Annotated in this window: 19 protein-coding genes; all 19 read right to left on the reverse strand. The window is 46.8% G+C overall.

All coding sequences use genetic code 11. The features are described 5' to 3' along the window. A complete protein-coding gene (gene nuoF, locus B153_RS0109515; protein ID WP_020596467.1) occupies positions 1–1,341 on the reverse strand; it encodes an NADH-quinone oxidoreductase subunit NuoF in 1,341 nt (446 codons plus the stop codon). Between the two features lie 7 nt (positions 1,342–1,348). Further along, complete coding sequence (gene nuoE, locus B153_RS0109520; RefSeq protein ID WP_020596468.1) at positions 1,349–1,852, reverse strand: NADH-quinone oxidoreductase subunit NuoE; 504 nt, start codon at positions 1,850–1,852, stop codon at positions 1,349–1,351. Between the two features lie 4 nt (positions 1,853–1,856). Next, positions 1,857–2,297, reverse strand: a complete 441-nt coding sequence (locus B153_RS0109525) for a DUF29 domain-containing protein (protein ID WP_020596469.1) — start codon at positions 2,295–2,297, stop codon at positions 1,857–1,859. Positions 2,298–2,316: 19 nt separating this feature from the next. Further along, positions 2,317–3,549 carry an NADH dehydrogenase (quinone) subunit D gene (nuoD, locus tag B153_RS0109530; RefSeq protein WP_020596470.1) on the reverse strand — a complete coding sequence of 411 codons (1,233 nt, stop codon included), beginning with the start codon at positions 3,547–3,549 and terminating at the stop codon, positions 2,317–2,319. Between the two features lie 81 nt (positions 3,550–3,630). After that, a complete protein-coding gene (locus B153_RS0109535) occupies positions 3,631–4,131 on the reverse strand; it encodes an NADH-quinone oxidoreductase subunit C (protein ID WP_020596471.1) in 501 nt (166 codons plus the stop codon). A gap of 90 nt (positions 4,132–4,221) precedes the next feature. Beyond that, positions 4,222–4,767 (reverse strand): NADH-quinone oxidoreductase subunit B, encoded by a 546-nt coding sequence (locus B153_RS0109540; RefSeq protein ID WP_020596472.1) that lies wholly within the window; start codon positions 4,765–4,767, stop codon positions 4,222–4,224. Positions 4,768–4,848: 81 nt separating this feature from the next. Further along, the gene (locus B153_RS0109545) at positions 4,849–5,220 is read right to left on the reverse strand and encodes an NADH-quinone oxidoreductase subunit A (protein ID WP_026262027.1); all 372 of its coding nucleotides are present in this window, start codon (positions 5,218–5,220) and stop codon (positions 4,849–4,851) included. Positions 5,221–5,427: 207 nt separating this feature from the next. Continuing rightward, complete coding sequence (locus tag B153_RS0109550) at positions 5,428–7,575, reverse strand: T9SS type A sorting domain-containing protein (RefSeq protein WP_020596474.1); 2,148 nt, start codon at positions 7,573–7,575, stop codon at positions 5,428–5,430. Between the two features lie 228 nt (positions 7,576–7,803). Continuing rightward, the gene (locus B153_RS0109555) at positions 7,804–10,779 is read right to left on the reverse strand and encodes a T9SS type A sorting domain-containing protein (RefSeq protein ID WP_026262029.1); all 2,976 of its coding nucleotides are present in this window, start codon (positions 10,777–10,779) and stop codon (positions 7,804–7,806) included. Between the two features lie 51 nt (positions 10,780–10,830). Next, a complete protein-coding gene (obgE, locus tag B153_RS0109560; protein WP_020596476.1) occupies positions 10,831–11,838 on the reverse strand; it encodes a GTPase ObgE in 1,008 nt (335 codons plus the stop codon). Positions 11,839–11,846: 8 nt separating this feature from the next. Continuing rightward, the gene (locus B153_RS0109565) at positions 11,847–12,428 is read right to left on the reverse strand and encodes an adenylate kinase (RefSeq protein WP_020596477.1); all 582 of its coding nucleotides are present in this window, start codon (positions 12,426–12,428) and stop codon (positions 11,847–11,849) included. Positions 12,429–12,598: 170 nt separating this feature from the next. After that, entirely contained in the window at positions 12,599–14,377 is a 1,779-nt protein-coding gene (locus tag B153_RS0109570) for a tetratricopeptide repeat protein (protein ID WP_020596478.1), read from the reverse strand. Positions 14,378–14,463: 86 nt separating this feature from the next. Further along, entirely contained in the window at positions 14,464–15,393 is a 930-nt protein-coding gene (locus B153_RS0109575) for a PstS family phosphate ABC transporter substrate-binding protein (protein WP_026262031.1), read from the reverse strand. A 220-nt stretch (positions 15,394–15,613) separates the two neighbouring features. Then, positions 15,614–16,438, reverse strand: coding sequence for an energy transducer TonB (locus B153_RS0109585; RefSeq protein ID WP_020596480.1), 825 nt, complete (start codon positions 16,436–16,438; stop codon positions 15,614–15,616). Between the two features lie 4 nt (positions 16,439–16,442). Then, positions 16,443–16,979 carry an ExbD/TolR family protein gene (locus B153_RS0109590; protein WP_020596481.1) on the reverse strand — a complete coding sequence of 179 codons (537 nt, stop codon included), beginning with the start codon at positions 16,977–16,979 and terminating at the stop codon, positions 16,443–16,445. 55 nt (positions 16,980–17,034) lie between these two features. Then, complete coding sequence (locus B153_RS0109595) at positions 17,035–17,664, reverse strand: ExbD/TolR family protein (protein ID WP_026262033.1); 630 nt, start codon at positions 17,662–17,664, stop codon at positions 17,035–17,037. A 72-nt stretch (positions 17,665–17,736) separates the two neighbouring features. Continuing rightward, complete coding sequence (locus B153_RS0109600) at positions 17,737–18,573, reverse strand: MotA/TolQ/ExbB proton channel family protein (RefSeq protein WP_020596483.1); 837 nt, start codon at positions 18,571–18,573, stop codon at positions 17,737–17,739. Between the two features lie 526 nt (positions 18,574–19,099). Further along, complete coding sequence (locus B153_RS0109605; RefSeq protein ID WP_020596484.1) at positions 19,100–19,549, reverse strand: hypothetical protein; 450 nt, start codon at positions 19,547–19,549, stop codon at positions 19,100–19,102. Between the two features lie 137 nt (positions 19,550–19,686). After that, positions 19,687–20,529, reverse strand: coding sequence for a DUF2306 domain-containing protein (locus B153_RS0109610; RefSeq protein WP_020596485.1), 843 nt, complete (start codon positions 20,527–20,529; stop codon positions 19,687–19,689). Positions 20,530–20,599: the final 70 nt, after the last annotated feature.

Raw genomic sequence — 20,599 nt, forward strand, 5'->3', positions numbered from 1 at the left:
CTAAATCAGAGCCATCTCCCCCCGATACACAGCACCTGGCTGAGTGGCTTCGGATGGGTGATCGATATGCCACTGAAATTCGTCCCGGAAATGGCGGATCGCACTGGCTACTGGCCAGGCAGCGGCATCTCCGAGCGGACAAATGGTATTTCCTTCAATTTTTTTAGCCACATCAACCAGCAGATCAATATCCTGCTGATGACCGTGACCGTATTCAATGCGATGCAATACTTTCTCCATCCAGCCGGTTCCTTCCCGACAGGGACTGCACTGACCACAGGACTCGTGATGGTAGAAACGAGAGAAATTCCACGTATTTCGGACAATACAGGCGGTTTCGTCGAACACAATAAAGCCTCCTGAACCAAGCATGGTGCCCGTAGCAAATCCTCCGTCCGATAGAGATTCGTAGGACATCAAGCGTTTCTCGCCGTTCGCTAGTGTTAAGGCCAGATTGGCTGGAAGAATGGGAACTGAAGAGCCTCCGGCAACCAGCGCTTTAAATTTATGGCCCGGTCGGATACCACCACACCATTCATCGGCAAAGATGAAATCTTCGACGGGTACGCCCAAGTCGATTTCATAAACCCCCGGTTTGTTAATATGACCCGATGCCGAAATCAACTTTGTACCCGTACTACGCCCAATCCCGATAGCCGCATACGCATCTCCACCATGGTTAACAATCCAGGAAGTTGTGGCAATGGATTCTACGTTATTCACAACGGTCGGGCACTGATAAAGGCCCTTTACAGCTGGAAATGGGGGTTTGTTACGCGGATTACCTCGTTTGCCTTCCAGCGATTCGAGCAAAGCCGTTTCTTCACCACAAATGTAGGCTCCACCACCGGGCTGAACGACCAACTCAAGATCGTAGCCACTCCCCAGAATATTTTTGCCCAGGAAACCTTCGGCTTTGGCTTCGGCAATGGCTTTTTCGAGAATGTGGATCACATACATCAATTCGCCCCGTACGTAGATAAACGACTTGTTGGCTCCCAAAGCATACGACGAAATAATCATTCCCTCAATCAATAAGTGAGGGATATTCTTCATCAGGTAGTGGTCCTTGAACGTACCCGGCTCCGATTCATCGGCATTGCAGACCAGATAGCGGGGAACGCCTTCGGGCTTAGCCAGAAAGCTCCATTTCATACCCATTGGGAAGCCTGCGCCACCACGGCCACGAACACCTGCTTTCTTTACCTCTTCTACAATGGCATCGGGTGTCATGGTTTTGAGGGCCTTTTCAACAGCCGTATACCCGCCCTGTTTCCGATAGACATCGAACGTCTCGATGCCAGGGACGTTAATATGCTCGGTTAATATTTTAGTTGCCATGAGTGGATTATTTCGACAGTTCGTCAATAATTTCGTCTACACGCTCGTTAGTCAGGTTCATGTAGTATTTTTCCCGAATCTGGAAAACGGGTCCCATACCACAAGCCGCCAAACACTCTACTTCTTTCAGCGTAAACCGCCCATCAACTGTGGTTTGCCCTGCATCAATGCCTAGCCGTGTTTTCAGATGGGCATACACCTCTTCTCCACCCATCAGGCAGCAAGGCCCTGTCCGGCAATATTCAATCACATGTTTACCGACAGGATTGAGGTGAAACATGGTATAGAACGTAGCTACTTCATACACTTCGATGGGTTGAATGTCGAGCATACGGGCTACATAATCCATGCCTTCCACGCTTGTCCAGCCTTCCTGCTCCTGTAGTAAGTGCAATAAAGGAAGTAAAGCGGATTTCTGTTTGCCTTCAGGATAACGGGCAATAATTTCCTTCGCCCGTTCCAACCGCTCGGGCGTAAATTGTATAGCAGAATGGTTTGTTTCTGTTGTCATTTATTTACAGCAGGTATTCATCCTCAAAGACTTCATCCCAGGTTAACTCAGCAGGCTCAAATTTGTCCTTTCGTGATAGGTTCATTTCAGCCTTAGCTCCTTCAATAGCGGCATTGATATTATGCTGCCAAACACTTTCAATGTACTGCTGATTGAGCGAAGGCATGTAGTCCTGCAACTCTCTAATCTCCAGTCGCGCATTGACGATGCTTCGAACCCAACTTGTGCTTCGTTTATCAGGTTGATACTTCCATTTAAGAATATGGACCATCAATCGGCGTAATTGGCTATTAAGTGCATGCCGTTCGGCCCTCCCCATAGCTTCGTATAATTCATTGAGACCTTCTTTAGCCTCTTCGTACTCATGCTCGTCGATCAGTTGGCGAATCAAGCCCACTGTATCGAGATGCGATGTGGTTACTAATTCCTCCCAATCGACTTTCATAACCAGTCGTATTTAAAAACTATGCGTCTAACTCACCGGCAATCACGTTCATGCTACTCATGATTACGATGGCATCGGAGAGGGTAAGCCCTTTACACATTTCCGGATAAGCCTGGTAATAAATGAAACAGGGCCGACGGAAGTGCAGACGATAGGGCGCACGACCGCCATCGCTGATCAGATAAAAGCCTAACTCACCGTTGCCCCCTTCTACTGCATGGTATACTTCACCGGCCGGAGCGTCGATCTCACCCATCACAATTTTGAAGTGATAGATCAGGGCTTCCATGTTCTTATAGACTTCCTGTTTGGGCGGCAGGTAGTACTGGGGAGCATCGGCATAATACGATCCTTCGGGCAGGTTGTTGATGGCCTGCTCAATAATTCGTAAGCTCTGCCACATTTCGGCATTCCGGACCATAAAGCGATCGTAGGTATCGCCACTTTGCCCGATGGGAATGTCGAATTCAAAATCTTCGTAGGAGGAGTAGGGGTTCATTACCCGTACATCGTAATCGACACCGGCAGCCCGCAGGTTAGGTCCCGTAAAGCCGTAACTTAACGCCCGTTCTGCTGAAATACCTCCTACACCAATCACCCGATCCATGAAAATCCGGTTGCGGTTGAATAGGTTTTCAAACTCCGTGAGAACCTTACGGAAGCGGGGAATCAGTTCTTTGATTTTACGAATGGCCGTAGGCGACAGATCGCGTTCCATACCGCCAATGCGACCCATGTTTGTCGTCAACCGCGCACCACAAACCTCTTCGTAAATTTCGTAGATATTCTCCCGTTCCTGGTAGATGTACAGGAAGCCCGTAAAAGCCCCTGTATCAACGCCCAGAATTCCGTTGCAGATGAGGTGGTCGGCCAGTCGCGCCAACTCCATCATAATGACCCGGATATATTGAGCCCGCTTAGGGATTTCAATGCCTAACAACTTCTCGACCGTCATGTGCCAACCCATGTTATTGATGGGAGACGAACAGTAGTTCATCCGGTCGGTAAGCGTTGTGATCTGATAAAAGGGCCGCCGTTCGGCAATTTTTTCGAACGCCCTGTGGATATAGCCGATGGTTTGCTCGCCCGATACAATTTTCTCTCCGTCCATCTGTAGAACGTTCTGGAAAATACCGTGCGTAGCGGGGTGCGTGGGACCGAGATTCAACGTCGTCAATTCATTGACATACTGAATCGGACCTTGTTCGGCAGGCAGGTTTTTATTGGCTATGTCGAGTTCTTCAGAAACCATATTTCAATGATTGAGTTGCTGAATGATTGACTTGTTGAGTGATTGAATAGCCTTTCATTCAACAAGTCAATCATTCAATCTTTATCGTCCAAACAATGCATCTATTTTATCGTGCCGGGTGCTGTCTTCGAGTGGGTACTCTTTTCGCATTGGGAAATAGTCCATCTCTTCCATGTTCAGTATCCGGCGTAAATCAGGATGACCGTCGAAAATGATACCGAACAGGTCAAACGTTTCCCGTTCCATCCAGTTCGCACTAGCAAAAAGGCCAGTCATCGTTGGAATATGTACATCGTCGGCAGTGAGGTATACCTTAATACGTAATCGGAAGTTATTGATCAGACTATGCATGTGATAGACGACGCAAAATTCCTTTCCGACTGAATCAGGATAATGAACAGCCGTTATATCGGTTAGAAACCCGAACTGGTAGGTGGAGTGCGACTTTAAAAAAGAAATGAGCGGAACAATCTGCTCACGGCTTGTCGAAAACGTCAGCAGATTATACGGGTCATCGAAGTCGGTAACGGCTTCGCCGAATTGGTTGATGATGGTCTGCGCAACTTCCTCGTTGGTCAGCATTGGCAAAAGTGAATGAGTGAAAGCAAATGAGTGAATAGGGGAGACGTTTTCTTAGAAGATAACCTGCTCATCTATTCACTCATCCTGTACTTATTGAATGCTATACGAATTCAGTAATTTCTGATATTCTTCGGTATTTCGTCGGCGGAGCGATTCGTTCTTAGCAAGCTCCTGAACCTGTAGTACACCTTCCAGAATTTGCTCGGGCCGGGGTGGACAGCCAGGTACATACACATCAACCGGGATAATACGGTCGATACCTTGCAGGACGCTATACGTATCAAAAATACCTCCGCTCGATGCACAGGCACCAATAGCGATAACCCAGCGGGGTTCGGCCATTTGCAGGTAAACCTGTTTAACAACGGGAGCCATCTTTTTGGCGATGGTGCCCGCTACCAGCAGCATATCCGCCTGGCGGGGCGAAAAGCTGGGCCGTTCGGCCCCAAAACGGCCTAAGTCGTAGTGGGAAGCCATGGTCGACATGAATTCAATACCACAGCAGGAAGTGGCAAATGGTAAGGGCCAAAGCGAATTTGCGCGGGCCAGACCTATGATTTTATCAAATGAAGTAGCTGAAAAACCTGGTCCATCATAACTTGCAGGGGCTTCAGCCAGCTTAATGTCAGTTGCCATGAAAAATACGGTTCTCCGTTGCGGTTGTAATTAGTTTCTAGAACAACAAATAAATATGCTCTAAGATTCATTTGTTAGGCCTTATTCCCACTTCAGAACCCCCTTGCGGATGATGTAGTAGAAACCAGCCAGGAGCAGCCCCATGAACAAGACCATCTCAATAAATCCGGCCATTCCTAAACCCTTGAAGTTTACAGCCCATGGATATAGAAAAATGACTTCTACATCGAACAGGACGAAGAGAATGGCAATCAGGAAATACTTGATGGAAATAGGGGTACGTGCATCGCCCTGAACAGGAATCCCGCACTCAAATGGATCGTCTTTCTTTTGACTGTGGCGTTTGGGACCGATAGCATGAGTAACGAGCATTGTCGTTACGATAAATCCCAGTGCTAAACCGAGTTGAATCAGCACCGGCAGATAATCGGCCGGAACATAGGTTGCATTCATAGACTTAGGTTGCGAAGATCGGGCAAAGGTAGCGATAAATCGAATTGACTCGCGTGAATCCGCTATCGTTGCTTTGGGCCAAATATACATCAAATATACGATACGCGATTGATCTAATCAATTACGGACCTGCCGGATCAATTGAGTAAAACCAAAAAAGCCTTTTCATCAAGAAAAGGCTTTTTTGGTTTTAGCTGCTAATTCGGGCTATCGGTTGATGATGACTCGTTTGGATAGGTCAAACCCATTCGAATGAACACGAATCAGATAAACCCCCTGCGCTAATCCTGACAGGTCTAGCACCTTCCGTTGGTCCAGTAAAGGTATCTGGCTGGAATATAGCTTCTGGCCAGTTAACGTAAACACGTCTATATCCGCATTTTTTAAATCTTCCAGAGTTTCAATGGCTACTGTTCCATCAACCGACGGATTGGGGTAGATGACCAAGCCACCGTTCGACCGATCAAAAGTGAACGGTTTGGGCGTACTGAACGTCGAATAACAGGTCAGACTATTGCCATTGGCCAGCGCAAACGTAGTTTTTGTCCGGGCCGAATAATTGGCTGATACAACTACTTTGATAACGGCATCATTTTTAGGAAGCACTTCCGTGTTGTTACGTCGCCAGTCGAACAAGTCAGGTTGCCCACCGGTAGGTGTAGGCAGTACTGCCTGTAAGCTGTAAGGGCCTACCTGCTCAATACTTGGTACGGGCACTTTAGGGCGAACGGTTAGATTGATACTCGCCGTTTGGCTGGATTTACAGCCGTATACGCTCTGTGCCTGTAAGGTGTAAGTTCCGGCTTTACTCAGTGTAATGGTTTTACCAGTAGATGTTGTGTTACTGAAACTCCATATGCCTGTACTGTTCGCATTCGTGTTGGCCACGAATACTGCCGATGAATCGGCACAAATTTGTTGCTGGCTATCGACCGCTTTACCAGGCTGACTAGCTAGAGAAATAGTTGGCGTAGAGGGCTGAAGTGGGCTCTGAACTTCAAGAATAGGCGATAGATAGGTGCGTCCACCACCATCTTTCAGGGTAGCCTGATAGGTGCCCGGCTGGCTAACGGTAATACTTTGGGTGGTTTGACCCGTATTCCAGCTATATGATTTGTACGCATTCGGTAATGTAAGCGTCAAAGCATTTCCCGAAGACCCGCAGGTAACATTAATCGCTGGCTGGAGTAGGGGAGGAAGGGGCAATGAACTGGCGAAAAAGGCGGTGTTCAAACTTTCATACCAGGCCTGGCCCAGATCAATCAAGCCTTTGTCGCCCGGATTATTTGTCGTACGATTCCCAAAGTGAACGTCGTCGAAGCGGGGAATTTGGATGTTATCCGTAAAAGGTCCGGCAAAAACGTTATTGGCATAGGTGTTAATCACATCGTTTTGGGCCTGAATAACATCCTGACTTACTGAATTATTACTATACGACGATCGGGCCAGCACCCAGGCCGGATAGTTCTGAATGTCGGCACGGGTTTTATTGACCAGATACTGCATAGATGTGGCATACTCTTTACGGGGAGTGTGCAGCGGGAAATTGTCGAATTCACCTTGCTGCCACAGTACCGCCCGCAGACCAAGTAGGGAGCTGTAATAGCGTAGGGATACCAACAGGTTGCCATAGGGCATACCTACTGGAAAATTCTCATCAGGGGTGCCGAGTGCAAATATCTGTTTGGTGATCTTGCCATCGGCACTTTCGGTCCAGTTTTGAATCGTTGTTGCCTCCCAGGCTGTATTGATAAATAGCACAGGTACATTATACTGCTTTACCAACAGATCGCCCAAGTAGCCCCAGCACCAGGCACTCTGACCACGAGGGCCGATAATTGCCGTTGCCGTTAATTGCTGGAAGGCAGGAGCAGGGGGATCTGCCAATGAATTCTTCGCAATGTTGTCATAAGCCAGACAGTTGACCCGGTCATCGCTGGCGGCTGTTGCCCCATAATTTAACCCAGCTCTTGTGATGAACCCTTGCGCGTTGGATTGTCCCGTTATGATAAATACTTCGCCAACCCCTACTTTCCGAACTACATCGCTGCCTATCACATTGCCACCCGCAAAGGCCTGAACCTCCAGACGATACCAACCACCTTTTGCTTTTAGAGAGCCCTGAAAAATACCACCCTGTGGATTCTTTTGTATCGTTATCCAGTTGGTGCCTAAGCCTTGTCCGGTTACTTCTTCCTGAACGCGGGCCTGCACACTATCAACGGGCTGATAAATACTTCCTGAAAGGTAAAACGTACAGGTATTGTCATTCGCACGCTGAAAAATAGCTCGGGTAACTGGGTAAGTAATTTTAATGACCGAATTGGTACTTTGAGCAGATACCCAAGTACTCATCCAGGTTAGGCAACACACTAAAACATGTACAAATAAATAACGATTCCTCATTTTGGCTTTCAATAACTTGTAAACTGTTACTGTACAAAAAATTCAGTAACAAAAATATATGCAAAAATCAGACCGCTCTTGACGCCGGTTTTTAATGTACCGGATCAGCGCGATTTCCCAATAAAATGCAAAATTAAGGTTAGCAACTATGATTAAACGGTTAAAACCAAATTAATATTACAATCCAAGGATTATTCGCTTCGAAACATCGAAACCAGGTGATTGAACGCGGAGAATGTAAGACCCCGAAGGCATAGCTGTCAAGGTAAGTTGTTTGCGGTCATCGAAAGCCGGTACAGTTGTCTTTAATACCACTTGCCCAGTTAGAGTATAGATGGTAAGCGTGGCATTTGTTAGGTTCTCTTTTGTTTCGATCGTTAAAATTTTGTCAGGATTTGGGTTGGGGTATATACTTAACCCTTTATCATTTGGGTCGATCGTAAAGGTCAGGGGAGCCGATGGTTGAGAAAAGCAGGTTAGTGTTCCTGAATAAACAATCGACGAGCGGGCGGTGTAAGCTCCCGATTCACTTGCTTTTATAATCGATGTCTGAACGGCCAGCGAATCATTGTTACGACGCCAGCGAAAGACAGTACCATTGGTTGAACTGATGGCCTGTAAGGTATATGTACCAACTACGTTGATTGTCGGGGCTGGTGGAATCGGTCTTAATTCAACCTTTGTTGAACCAGCCTGAGCGGATATACACCCATTCACATCCCGCACTTTAGCCGAATAGGTCCCTTCTGTGGTTCGAGTAATACTTTGTGTCGAATCGCCTGTACTCCAGAATACAGTGTATTGCCCATCTACTCGTAAGGTAACCTTATCTCCCTCGCATATGGTCGCAGATGGATTGGCTACGATCGTGGGCGTAGCGGGTAGCGGGTTTACTTTTACTGGAATAACCGAAGAGTACGGAGACAGGCAGTTGTTGTCGTCCCGAGCCTGAACGGCGTAATTTCCTGACGTAGTTACGACAATCGATTTATCGGTTTGACCACTCGACCAGACGACCCCTACAGCACTGGTTGCGTTTAGTGTGACTCGATTCCCTTCACAAAAAGTGGTTATACCCGCAGCCGATACAGTCGGCGTTTGTGGCAGCGGATTTACTTTAATAATTACTTCGTCAGACTGCTCGGAGGTACAGCCAAATTCGTTGCGGGTGCGAACCGCAAAATTTCCTGACTGGTTTAGCGTAATACTCTGCGTGGTCTGACCGCTGGTCCATTGGTAAGCTACGTTCTGCGGTGCTGTTAGGGTGACATTCCGGTCAGCGCAGAAAATAGTAGGGCCATTTGCGGCAATAACGGGTTTCGCCGGAACGGGATTGGCCGTTACAACAATCGTATTTGATTGGGCTGATGTACAGCCATTTTGATCGGTAACCGTCAGGAAATAAGAACCGGATTTACCGATAGTAGCTACTTTATTATTTTGGCCATCACTCCAGTTATACTGCACATTATCACTACTGGCTCGTAAGGCTGTATTATCGCCCTGGCAGAAGGTGGTCGGCTTATCGTTGGTAATGGTTGGGGTGGCGGGTAATGGATTGACGGTTACGTTAAGGGTATTTGAATTGAAATCGCATCCACTTATATCGCGATAGCGTACAAAATAGATGCCTGCTGTGGTCGTTGAAAAGCCCCGGGATGTGCTTACGGTTGTATTGTTTTGTTGGTTGATCCAGGTAACATTATCATAATTGCTTGTGAGGGAAAGACTGCTGCCTATACAAACTGAAGGCGGCCGATTGCCAACAACCGAAGCAACAGGCGCATCCGAAACTCTGATTTGGCCGGTAAAGAAGGTATTACCTTTCGCATCTTTGACTTTGGCCCGGTAGGTTCCACCGCCTTTTGTGATGGAACTCCCTGATTCGCCCGATTCCCATTGAATGGTTGGGTAGTTTCCGGCGACAGTCAATTTCAGGTTATTGTTACCAGCACACTCAACGTTAACCGTCGGCGCTAAAGCAGGGCTTATAGGCGTTGCTGTCTGAAAAAAAGCATCGGTTAAACTACCATTCCAGGCGCCGGCCACTTCAACAAGGCCGTCGTAATCGAAGTGAACGCCATCAGGATCATTCAAGGGTGGACGGGTACGCGGTACCTGAATACCATCGGTATTGGGCCCAGCATACACATTTGACACGGTGCTGATGACCTGGTTCTGACCTGCAATGATTTGTTGATCGGTACCACCTATAAAATCGCCGTAGCTAGCTCTGGCAACCATCCAGGGTACATTCTGACCATAATCCTGACGAGCCTGATTGATGACAAACTGTAAATCGTTGGCGTAAGAAGCAGTGCTGGTATTGATCAGGTTATCGGCTTCTCCCTGATGCCACAGTACAGCGCGTACGCCGAGCATATTCGCATAGTACTGAAGAGCCAGCTTTAAATTGATATAAGGTTGACGTGGGCTGTAAGGGGCTCCACTATATACACTATAAGCGACTCCACCTTCGGGGGCACTTTCCCGCCAGTTCCGAACGGCTGTACCCGTAAACGCGCCGTTGAAGAACATAACAGGTACATTGAGTCGTTTTACCAATAAATCGCCTAATAAGCCCCAGCACCAGCTTCCTATCCCTCGTGGAGCAATCGAAAATCCATTCGTGTTGTCCAACATAGAGAATACGGGCGTCGGTGGGTCATTGGGAAAGCCATCGCCAGGATATTGATAATTTACGCAGTTTACCCGGTCGTTTTGTGGGTTTGGTGCGCTTTGATGCACCCCTTGCGCGTTGGATTGCCCGGCAACAACAAATACTTCGCCAATACCGACTCGTTCGATGGTGGTTACATTGCCAACTTGCTGGTCATTGTTCATCCCACGAACTTCAAGATTATACCATCCGCCCTTCCCTTTCAAATCGCCCGAAAATACACCACCCGTAGGGGTATTCTGTATCGTTGCCCAATCGGTCGACGTGCCCTGACCGTCGCGGGCCTGTATGCGAGCTTCTATACGTGTGACGGTAGCGGTATAGTATCCGTTGATTCGAAACGTTGCTTCGTTTGACTGATTACGTTGAAAAACAGCCCGACTCACGGGGAAAGATACCTGAATCTGTGCTGTTGCCAGAAAAGAAAAGAGTATACAGAGTGTTGTACCGATCGTCCTGAAGAAATGGTTCATAATCATTGAAAATACGGCCAGTCAAAGCGTATGCACCGACTTGTACCCGTTCTACGTGTTTGGGTCAACAGCCGTCAGATTTTGCCAGATAATATCTTTTAACTCGTCAAGCCCACGTTGGCTTACTGATGAAATAAATGCGACGGGTACTTTCTTAGGTAAATACTCCTTTAGCCCCGCTAACGTGTCAGCATCGACTAAATCAATTTTAGTAATGGCTAGCAGACGTGTTTTATCCATCAATTCTGGATTGAATTCACGCAATTCGTGTAGCAGTGTATTATACTCTTTCCTGATATCGTCGGAGGTAGCCGGGATAAGAAACAGTAATACCGAGTTCCGCTCAATATGGCGTAAGAATCGTAAGCCAAGACCTTTACCTTGAGACGCTCCTTCAATGATGCCCGGAATATCGGCCATAACAAATGACTTGAAGTCTCGATAGGCTACGACCCCCAGATTAGGGACCAGGGTTGTAAAGGGGTAGTCAGCTATTTCGGGGCGGGCCGCTGACAGTACGGACAATAATGTTGATTTTCCGGCATTTGGAAAGCCAACCAGCCCAACATCGGCAAGTAGTTTAAGCTCCAGAATGACCCACTCCTCCAGGCCTGGTTCACCTGGTTGAGCATAGTAGGGGGCCTGTTGCGTCGATGTTTTGTAATGATCATTTCCCAAACCGCCACGGCCACCCGGGAAAAGGATGATTTCCTGTGCATCTTCAGTGATTTCGGCCAGTTGTTCACCTGAGTCAGGATTTCGGGCAATAGTGCCGAGTGGGACTTCCAGGATAACATCTTCGCCCTGGGCTCCGCTTCGTCGGCCACCTTCACCAGCTACTCCATTGCCCGCTTTAACGTGCTTTCGGTATTTCAGGTGCAATAAAGTCCAGAGTTGAGCATTTCCACGTAAAATAATATGCCCCCCTCTGCCGCCATCACCACCGTCAGGCCCACCTTTTGGGGTATGTTTTTCCCGGCGGAAATGGACTGATCCAGCCCCGCCCGCTCCTGACCGACAATTTATTTTAACGTAATCAATAAAGTTTGACGAAGCCATACATCTTTCTACCGCACTACCGACTCTTCAATTTTTTGGCAGATAGTCTGGAAGATATCTTCAATACTACCAATGCCGTCGATGGCAACGTATTTTTCCTGTTGATTATAGTAATCAGCTACGGGAGCTGTTTTATCATTATATTCCTGAACGCGCCGACGAATCAATTCTTCATTCTGATCGTCGGGCCTGCCCGAAGTTTGTCCACGGAGCAATAGCCGCCGAGTCAACTCTTCACTGTCGACAACCAGAGCTACCATCACCGTTATTCGGGTCTGATGTTGCTCAAGCAGTTGGTCAAGGGCAACAGCCTGATTAACAGTACGTGGAAATCCATCGAAAATAAACCCAGGTGCCAATTGATTTTCCTGTAATTTATTTTCAATCATGCCAATGACGACTTCATCGGGAACCAATAAGCCGTTGTCCATTAATTGTTTGGCTCGTAGGCCAAGTTCGGTACCCGCAGCAATCTGCGATCGTAGCAAATCGCCTGTCGACAAGTGAACCAGATTGTATTTTTGAATTAACTTCTCACTTTGGGTACCTTTCCCGGCTCCCGGCGGGCCAAACAGTACAAGATTAAGCATACGGGTTCTTAAAGGGTGTCGTTTTTAGACAAAAAAATTGCGCCCGCAAAGTTACAACAGCCCCGGAAAAATAATAGCGATATTCCTTGATAGTCACGCTTTTCTACTATCAAAATAAAAAAGCGCAGGTTTCAAACCTACGCTTTTTCAATTTATTGCCTTTAATCCGCTTATTTACCGGCTACTTTCTTTTTCACAGGAGCCGCCTTAGGAGCGGGTTTTGCTGGTGTTGCGGGCGCTGCTGCTGGCTTCGGCTCTTCCAGTGCTTTTTTCACACTTTCGTCGTTCGGGTCAAGCTCCAGCACTTTATTAAAATATTCCTTTGCTTTCTGATCATCCTTTTTCAACAAGCTAAAACCAGCCAGTGACTTATACGAAGTGATCAGATACCGCTTATAATCGGTTTTATCAGTTGCATCAGGATTCGTTGCCTGCTCAATGAATTTCTCATAAAGCGGAGTAGCTAATTCAGCGCCTTTTAGTTTATCATTTGCATAGGCGTAGTAGTTCGCGCCGGCACGATAGTAGTAAGCTAATGGATATTTTTTGCTATCAGCTTCAATCTTTTGTGCCATAATCGAGAAGGCTGAGTCAGCTTTCAGGTAATACATTTGTTTTACCTGACGAATCTGGGAAGTATCCATAGGAGCAGCGGTGCTATCACGACCTACCCGAGGAGCATACTGATAGCTAGCCAAACCTAACCACAGGTAATCGTTGTTTTGTGGCTTTTTATCCGTCTGGATCGTTTTGGTATAGTAGGCAGCTGCTTTGTCATATTTCTTGTTATCGTAATATGTCTTTGCAATTTCACGATACAAGTTTTCTGTCGTATCCATTGGGGCAGCTTTCTCCAGGTTTACAATCGCCAGCGAATCGCCTTCGGGGGTTTTCGTTTGGTTATAAGCGCGACCCAGGAATTTGTAATCATCTGCCATCACTTTTTGTGGGGCAGCATTGATGAAACGATTCAGGGATTCGATAGCTTCCTGGTTTTTGCCCAGTGCCGTATACGCCCAACCGTACATACGATCAATGATTGGGTTGTTGATTTTGCCCTTCAATTGATCGAGGTAAGCAATGGCTCCCTGGTAATCTTCGGCCAGGAATTTGTACCGGGCAATATCCAGCAACTGTTCGGGATCAGTAGTACCGCTTTTCTGAACATATAATTCGTAGTTCTGAGCAGCACTCTTATACGCCCGTGAATTCGCCAGAGCATCTGCATAAGCCAGATACGTTGGTGCAAATTCTGGATCGTTCTGGATCGCCAGTTTAAAATATTCCTGCGCTTTGGTATAGTTTTTACCACGCAGGTATAACCGACCAATTTTGTAGTTTGCCTCAGCCAGATTTGGCGTAATGGTCATTGCGTTTTCATACTTCGTAATGGCATTACCACCGTCGTTTTTCAGGAAATACGCATCGCCAAGGAGCATTTCAATCTCCGAGTTCTCATTTTTCTTATCCTTTTCGTCAGCAATCGTTAGTAAACGAATGGCTTCAGCAGGATTGTTCTTCTTGGGATCTTCATACAGCGTGTACATTTCGCCACTACGAATCAGTACATTCTGGTCTTTGCTTTTTGTAGCTGCAACAGCATTATCGATCAATGTTTTAGCAGCCGGACCATCGCCTTTTGCCAGTGCTACACCAGCCAGCCCCACATTGTTCAACTGATTTTTGGCATCAGCGGCAGCGCCTTTTTCAAAAGCAGCCTTCGCTTTGTCGGGTTGCCCGCTTCTCAGATAATAGTAGCCAAGGTAAAACTGATTTTCAGCGTTTGGCGAACTGCTGGCCAATTGAGTTAGCGTTTGCTCGGCTTTTGTATATCGATCAGCCTCTATGTCTTTCAACGCTGATTGGAGATCCTGCGCCACTAAAGGAGTCGTTACGGTAGCCCCAACGAACAGGATGGTCAATAGCGACTGCTTTCGGTTGTTCATCATGGATTTCAAATTGGAAATGAAAAAGGTTTGCGCTTATAAAACAAATAGCAAAACTAAAAAATTGCGGTTAAACCAAAAAAACTAAATCACTTTGTTAAGTTAATGATTCGATCGTATGGCATTTTAGGCCAAAGCCCCAATTTACGAATGATCAGTGATCCTGCATCCCGAGTAATGTAATTTATTAGCCCACCACCCAGGCCAGGATGCGTTTCCCGACTTAAGATATAGACAGGACGCCGTAGTGGGTAGCGTTGCATGCCTAAATCTTCCTGAAATGGTTGAAAATAATCATCCCGTTTGGTTGGGTTAGCTTTAGACGAAACCCCCATCACCCGTAAATCACGAGCTAATTCAAGAGAAAGTGGTTCATCGCTATCACTAATCCAATTCACACCGATAAATCCTAAAGCCGATGGGTTTTTGCGAACGAAATCAATCACCTCACGATTGGAATGCGTAGTGAAAATTCGTAGGTTCTTAACCTCTTTGACATTAAAAGTGTTTAATACAAACTCCAAATTGCTGGAATTATTGTTGTCAAAGACCAAGGTTATAGGAGCCGACTGATTTCCGTCCTTCAATTGAGACCATTGTTTGATTTGTCCGTTGAAAACGCCCTGTAATTCACGCATAGTAATAAGGCTGTCTGTATTGGCCTTATTAATAATCAGCGCTACGCCATCGGTGGCAATCTTTTCGTTTGCTCCTTTTATTTTTCGCTGCTTCAAGACTGCCTGCTCATTTGGTTTTAAAAGACGTGTGGCAAAAACCAGCCGGGCACTGTCTTTAAGCATCATATTGATGGCTTCCTGTTCAGGCTTGTACACTACCTTAAAATGAGCGTCAGGATAAATTCCTGAATAGGCCGAAGTCAACTGCATAACCAATGGTTGAAAGGACTCATCAGCCGCAATTACAATATCTCCACGCGATGGATTGTCTAACTGTTGATTATCACTACATCCCATCAGGCTCAGTAAAAGCCCGGCAAGTACCCAGAATCGATTAGTCATTTTCTTGAAAACGTTGGTAGGCGCGATAACCCCGGAAGGCTCCATAAATAATGAGTAAAGCCCCCATACTATACCGAAGGAATCCTGGTTCAGGTAACATGCCAAAAGACTGAGAGGAGGCTATCAGTGCGATGCCTCCTCCCAAATATGCCAGCGAAGCCAGCGCTGCTATGTACAGCGTCAACTGGGCTGCACCTCTATGTTGTCTACGCATACAGAATTACTCCAGCGTGAAGTTGATCGGCAGGTTGTATTTTACCCGCACCGGACGACCCGACTGTTTACCAGGACGCCACTTTGGCATACTTTTTACTACACGCTGAGCCTCTTCGTCCGTACCAAATCCAAGTCCTTTCAGAACCTGTACGTCCTGGATACTACCGTCTGTGTTAACGACGAAGCTAACGAACACCCGACCTGAAATGTTGGCACGCTGTGCCGCAGCAGGGTATCGGAGGGTTTTACCCAGATACTGGCCCAGGGCAGCCATACCGCCCGGAAACTCGGGCTGCTGTTCTACCACCGTGAAGATTTCCTCTTCTTTCGGGGCGGCTTCTACAGCAACCTCTACTTTGGTTGGAGCCGCTGTAGCTTCAGGCGCTGCAATTACCTCTTCGGCATTGGGGTCACCTTCCTGCGTTTTTTCAGCAGCTACAGCTTCCTTCAGCTCTTCAACGGCTGGTGGAGGAGTTTCCTCAGGAACTTCTTCATCCGGCTTTACTTCCGGCGGAAGGAACTTCACCGTATTCACCTTCGGTAGTTCAACCGGTGGTGGCGGTGGTGGTGGTGGCTCATTGGGGTCAATTGGTGGCGGTGGGAGCTTCATAAGGTCCACCTCAACCATTGCTTCTTCCTTTTTCTCCGGAGTCAGGGCACTGATAATCGTTGGAGAAAGTACACCCAGCGTAAACAGAACACCACCAATAATGAGGGCGCGGGTTACGGTTTTAGGGTACGTTTTCCGAAGATCATAAGCACCATATGCTTTGTTCCGGTGGGCAAACACGATATCATCGAGCGTTGCCTTTTGGTCTACCTCTGCCATGGTGTTATGCGTCTATTTTTGCCTTTTCCTTGAGGAGTTTTTTCTCGTCAGGAGTTAACTGATCCACAAGTGCATAGCGTTTAGTTTTAGTAATGGCCATTTCGTCCAGTACATCAACCATATTCTTGTAGGTCGACTCTTTGGTTGGCTTTACTACCACAACAAACTTATCGGCTGGAACTTTGCGGGCATTTTCCTGAACTGCCTGCCGAAATTCGTAACCGTACCCAACGGTCTTCACTTCTGGGTCTTCATTAGCGGCTTTACCAAAAATGTAATACGCTTTATTGTCTTTGCCCAGGAAGATCGTCATAACGTTGGAGGCCTTAATAGGCTCCGTTTCTTCTGTTTTTGTTTTATCTGGCACGTTGAGCGTCATCGAAGATGGTTTGCTCAGGGTGGTGGCCAAAATGAAGAAGGTAATGAGCAGGAAGCCCAGGTCAACCATCGGGGTCATATCCACCCGGGTTGACGCTTTCTTGGAGCGTACCTTACCACCATCATGTTTACCACCACCACCGCCAGTGTTAATTTCTGCCATGTTTTCTTAACAGATTCGCGTGATGAAAAATCAATTCGGTTGCAATCACTGCACGTTAGTCATCCGCTTTCCAACCTGCCGGTGGCGCTTCCGTACCGGTGATCAGGTTGAATTTGTTGATGTTTTGTGCTTGCAGCGTAGCTAACACGTTCTTGAATTCGGGGAACTTGGCAAGGTTGTCGCCTTTCAACGCAATTCGGAGATCGTTATTAGCCTTACGGGCATTAAATACCCAGTCTTTCAGTTCGTTCGTAGCACCAGCTCCTGTCGAATCGGTAGGAATACCAGGCTGTTTGATTTTTCCCTGCTGCTCGTGCGACAGGTTAAGGAACTGTTTTAACTGGGCGATTGGCATACCGAAGTTCGACATGAGGGCGAACTCTTTCTGCTCTTTGGGCGAAAAGGTAATGCCTTTGGCCTGGGCAATGTTATCCAGCATAGCCAATCGGTGCTGCTGGTTATCAATACCAAAGTAGACTTTACCATCTCTGCCAAGACCAATGGTCATAATGTCCTTATCAGGGACTTTAATGCCAGAGATAGACGATGGCGTTTCGATTGCTGCGGCATCCTGCGCCCGGAATTGGGCCGTCAGAATAAAGAACGTCAACAACAGGAACGCCACGTCGCACATCGCGGTCATATCTACCGTCGAACTGGCACGTTTAATTTTTACTGCTGGCATGAGTTGTTCTGTTTCGGCCTGCCTGATCAAACCAGACAGGTTGGTTAATTACATCAACTGCACTGATACGGCCTAGTAGTGAGCCGCAAAGTTTTGCTGGATGCTCAGACCGATTTCGTCGATGTTGTAGGTCAACACGTCGATGCGGCTCGTGAAGTAGCTATACATGATCGTAGCAATAGCAGCCGTACCGATACCCAGAGCCGTGTTTACCAGAGCTTCAGAAATACCCGTTGAAAGAGCAGCCGTGTCAGGTTGGCCCGTTGCACCCATGGCAGCGAAGGCCCGAATCATACCAAGTACCGTTCCAAGCAGGGCGATCAGCGTCGAAACCGAAGCCAGGGTAGCAATGATGGTCAGGTTTTTTTCCAGCATTGGCAGCTCCAGCGTGGTAGCTTCTTCCACTTCTTTCTGCAGGGCAACTAACTTTTGCTCTTTGTTCAATTCGGTATCAGTCGATAATTGCTGATATTTCAGCAGAGCCGTTTTCACAACATTACCGATAGAACCTTTCTGACGATCGCACTCCTGGATGGCTGCAGCTACTTCATTGCGGTCGAGCTGGCCTTTGATTTTCCGAACGAAATCATCAATCGAACCCGAACCGTTCGCACGACCAATCGTGAAGAAGCGCTCAATCGAGAACACCAATACGGTCAGGAAACAGGTGAACAGAATAGGTACGATAAATCCTCCCTTATACACGGTACCGAAGTAGTCGCCAGGAAGAGGTTCTTTGGTATTGTCGCCTTCCTGAAAGTGGCTGCCATCACCGAAGACGAACATATACGTCAGGATACCGATGATCAGCAGAACCGGAAGGACGAACGCGGGGTTCAGACCGCCCGATGACTTCTTTTTTGGGGCTGGTGCTTTAGCGGGTGCTGGAGAGGGAGTTTGTGTTTTCATTTGAACTGGACTGTAGGGTTAAAATTTAAAAGTTGGTTTACCCGGTAAAAAAAGTGAAAAATTTAGACTCTTTCGGTTTGATCCACTAAAAATTTAGCAGAAATACCGTCGAACCTCCACAAAAATAGGTGATTTCTGTTAAAAACCACACAAGGCTTTCGGGCAATTGTTTCACTTTTATTGTAATCCACCAATAAATACTTGGATATATTTGACTTGATGTCCCTGTCTGTCAGGGATTAATACAGCGGATAAATCCTGGATGCGAGTTAATGTATCTGAAACCCTCTCTTTATGAGCCCTAACTAAGGCGGATCGTGGATTATAAAAAAATTGTTAAACTTATCCATATTGCCTGAAAATCTACATCTGACTCTTTTTAAGGGATAGATGCATTGACAGGAATTATTCCATAAAGTGGACTAAATTTTTTTTTAAAGTTATAGAAATCGAACCTGAATGGCTATCGGCCAATGCCCCGACTGGCGGCAGTAGACGTATAGCTACTCGCATAAAAAGAGCTTTCCTAAGGTACGAGGTAAACAATACTGGAAGCACCAACTGTTTTGGCTAACTTCTTAACGACCCCATCCATATTCAGGAAACCACCTTTCTCTACACCACCAGTGGCCCCTTTATATAACAAAGGCGTATTGCGGTACTGGTAGCCAAGAATTTCGGCATTTCCCTGGCCGTTGAAAACAGCTTTGTTGCCTTCTACCCGGACAAAAATCCGTATGGAGATCTCACTACCCATGTTTTTGTATTCGGTCATGGCGAAGCCTTTGTTTTTATCTAACTGCTCGATAAAAAAACCGGCTGACTCAAGGCGAAAAGCAATCATATCCACCAGCGCTGAATCAGACAAGGTGCTTGTGATTTCAATGCGATTGGCCCCTTTGGGGATATCGACTTTTTGGGAATAAGCACGGCTGGCTAAAAGGAAAAAGATAAAGGTGTAGAGGTAACGTTTCATGACCAACTGGATTTCTGGCAAATATAACTTTCAGGTGCGCTATCGTTGGCTCTGAATAGCTGAGTCTGTATATTTTTAATCTGTTAAAATGGCTTTCTGCCGATTAAAAGCAAAGAGTATGGCAGAACGCATGGCTACTAGTCTGCGAGTCGGGGGAGCCACATACCCATTGTTGCCCCTACTATACCAAGGGCAAGTAGGACTGTCACCAAAATAATCAGGGTAAAAACGAAGAGACTTAAAGACACATTTTGTTTTTGCCGGGCATAAAAATAGAGTTCCAAAAGAAGGAGTGAAACAGGTATGGCATAAGTAAACAGGGCAAGGCTCGTCAGGAAAGGGCCGGTAAACGTTTTGGGGTTAAAACCGGCAGGGCCTCCATTGATCAGCAGCCAGAACATCAGCTCTACTCTGAAAAACCATACACCATTGGTCACCATATACAAGCGTAAAGACCAAACCTTGTGTTTATTAAATTGACGGGCTTTGGCATACCGAAAAGACATCAGGGCGAAGATTATGCAATAAACAGCCTGAATGCTGATGCAAATGTGTTGGAATGTATCACCTACTGCGCCACGAGTCCAGACCATAATTAATCCAGCTGTACTGACAACAATAGCCGTGACGATGTAAAGCCTACCCAGCCAGCGATGAAATCGAGGTGCGTACTGGCGCACGAATGGAATGAATTGTAAAGGTCCGCCAATGACCAGAATGGCAGCTAGTAACACGTGTATGCCCACCACCAGATTCCCCTGCCAGTCGCCAATCACATAGCCATGTGGCAGTACGTTGTTCCATCGGTCAAAATCTCCTGTTAGTGTGGCCTTGCCGTAAAAAAACAGGATGTAGCTACCAAAGAGCCATAGCCCGATTGTGGTTATCCCAAACCAGATCGTAGAAGCTAGGGTGAGGAGTTTTGTTGTGTAGTGGACTCTTGTTTTACCAGATACACGGAGCGTTGTATTGGGCGTCATACTGGAGAGGATGCTAAGGTTTAAGGTAAACTTAAGTAGCGTTCCTCCGGGCGTGATTAGACAAATGTCC

This window comes from Spirosoma panaciterrae DSM 21099, assembly GCF_000374025.1.
GTDB lineage: Bacteria > Bacteroidota > Bacteroidia > Cytophagales > Spirosomataceae > Spirosoma > Spirosoma panaciterrae.

Excerpts from the sequence above, each read along its gene's own strand:
- B153_RS0109590 (WP_020596481.1), bottom strand. The coding sequence starts at position 16,979 with ATGGCAGAAATTAACACTGGCGGTGGTGGTGGTAAACATGATGGTGGT.
- B153_RS0109565 (WP_020596477.1), bottom strand. The coding sequence starts at position 12,428 with ATGCTTAATCTTGTACTGTTTGGCCCGCCGGGAGCCGGGAAAGGTACC.
- B153_RS0109595 (WP_026262033.1), bottom strand. The coding sequence starts at position 17,664 with ATGCCAGCAGTAAAAATTAAACGTGCCAGTTCGACGGTAGATATGACC.
- obgE (WP_020596476.1), bottom strand. The coding sequence starts at position 11,838 with ATGGCTTCGTCAAACTTTATTGATTACGTTAAAATAAATTGTCGGTCA.
- nuoE (WP_020596468.1), bottom strand. The coding sequence starts at position 1,852 with ATGACAACAGAAACAAACCATTCTGCTATACAATTTACGCCCGAGCGG.
- B153_RS0109575 (WP_026262031.1), bottom strand. The coding sequence starts at position 15,393 with ATGACTAATCGATTCTGGGTACTTGCCGGGCTTTTACTGAGCCTGATG.
- B153_RS0109545 (WP_026262027.1), bottom strand. The coding sequence starts at position 5,220 with ATGAATGCAACCTATGTTCCGGCCGATTATCTGCCGGTGCTGATTCAA.
- B153_RS0109550 (WP_020596474.1), bottom strand. The coding sequence starts at position 7,575 with ATGAGTACTTGGGTATCTGCTCAAAGTACCAATTCGGTCATTAAAATT.
- B153_RS0109525 (WP_020596469.1), bottom strand. The coding sequence starts at position 2,297 with ATGAAAGTCGATTGGGAGGAATTAGTAACCACATCGCATCTCGATACA.
- B153_RS0109585 (WP_020596480.1), bottom strand. The coding sequence starts at position 16,438 with ATGGCAGAGGTAGACCAAAAGGCAACGCTCGATGATATCGTGTTTGCC.
- B153_RS0109570 (WP_020596478.1), bottom strand. The coding sequence starts at position 14,377 with ATGATGAACAACCGAAAGCAGTCGCTATTGACCATCCTGTTCGTTGGG.
- B153_RS0109540 (WP_020596472.1), bottom strand. The coding sequence starts at position 4,767 with ATGGCAACTGACATTAAGCTGGCTGAAGCCCCTGCAAGTTATGATGGA.
- B153_RS0109555 (WP_026262029.1), bottom strand. The coding sequence starts at position 10,779 with ATGAACCATTTCTTCAGGACGATCGGTACAACACTCTGTATACTCTTT.
- nuoD (WP_020596470.1), bottom strand. The coding sequence starts at position 3,549 with ATGGTTTCTGAAGAACTCGACATAGCCAATAAAAACCTGCCTGCCGAA.
- B153_RS0109605 (WP_020596484.1), bottom strand. The coding sequence starts at position 19,549 with ATGAAACGTTACCTCTACACCTTTATCTTTTTCCTTTTAGCCAGCCGT.
- B153_RS0109600 (WP_020596483.1), bottom strand. The coding sequence starts at position 18,573 with ATGAAAACACAAACTCCCTCTCCAGCACCCGCTAAAGCACCAGCCCCA.
- B153_RS0109610 (WP_020596485.1), bottom strand. The coding sequence starts at position 20,529 with ATGACGCCCAATACAACGCTCCGTGTATCTGGTAAAACAAGAGTCCAC.
- B153_RS0109535 (WP_020596471.1), bottom strand. The coding sequence starts at position 4,131 with ATGCTGACCAACGAGGAAGTTGCGCAGACCATCATCAACCAATTCGGC.
- nuoF (WP_020596467.1), bottom strand. The coding sequence starts at position 1,341 with ATGGCAACTAAAATATTAACCGAGCATATTAACGTCCCTGGCATCGAG.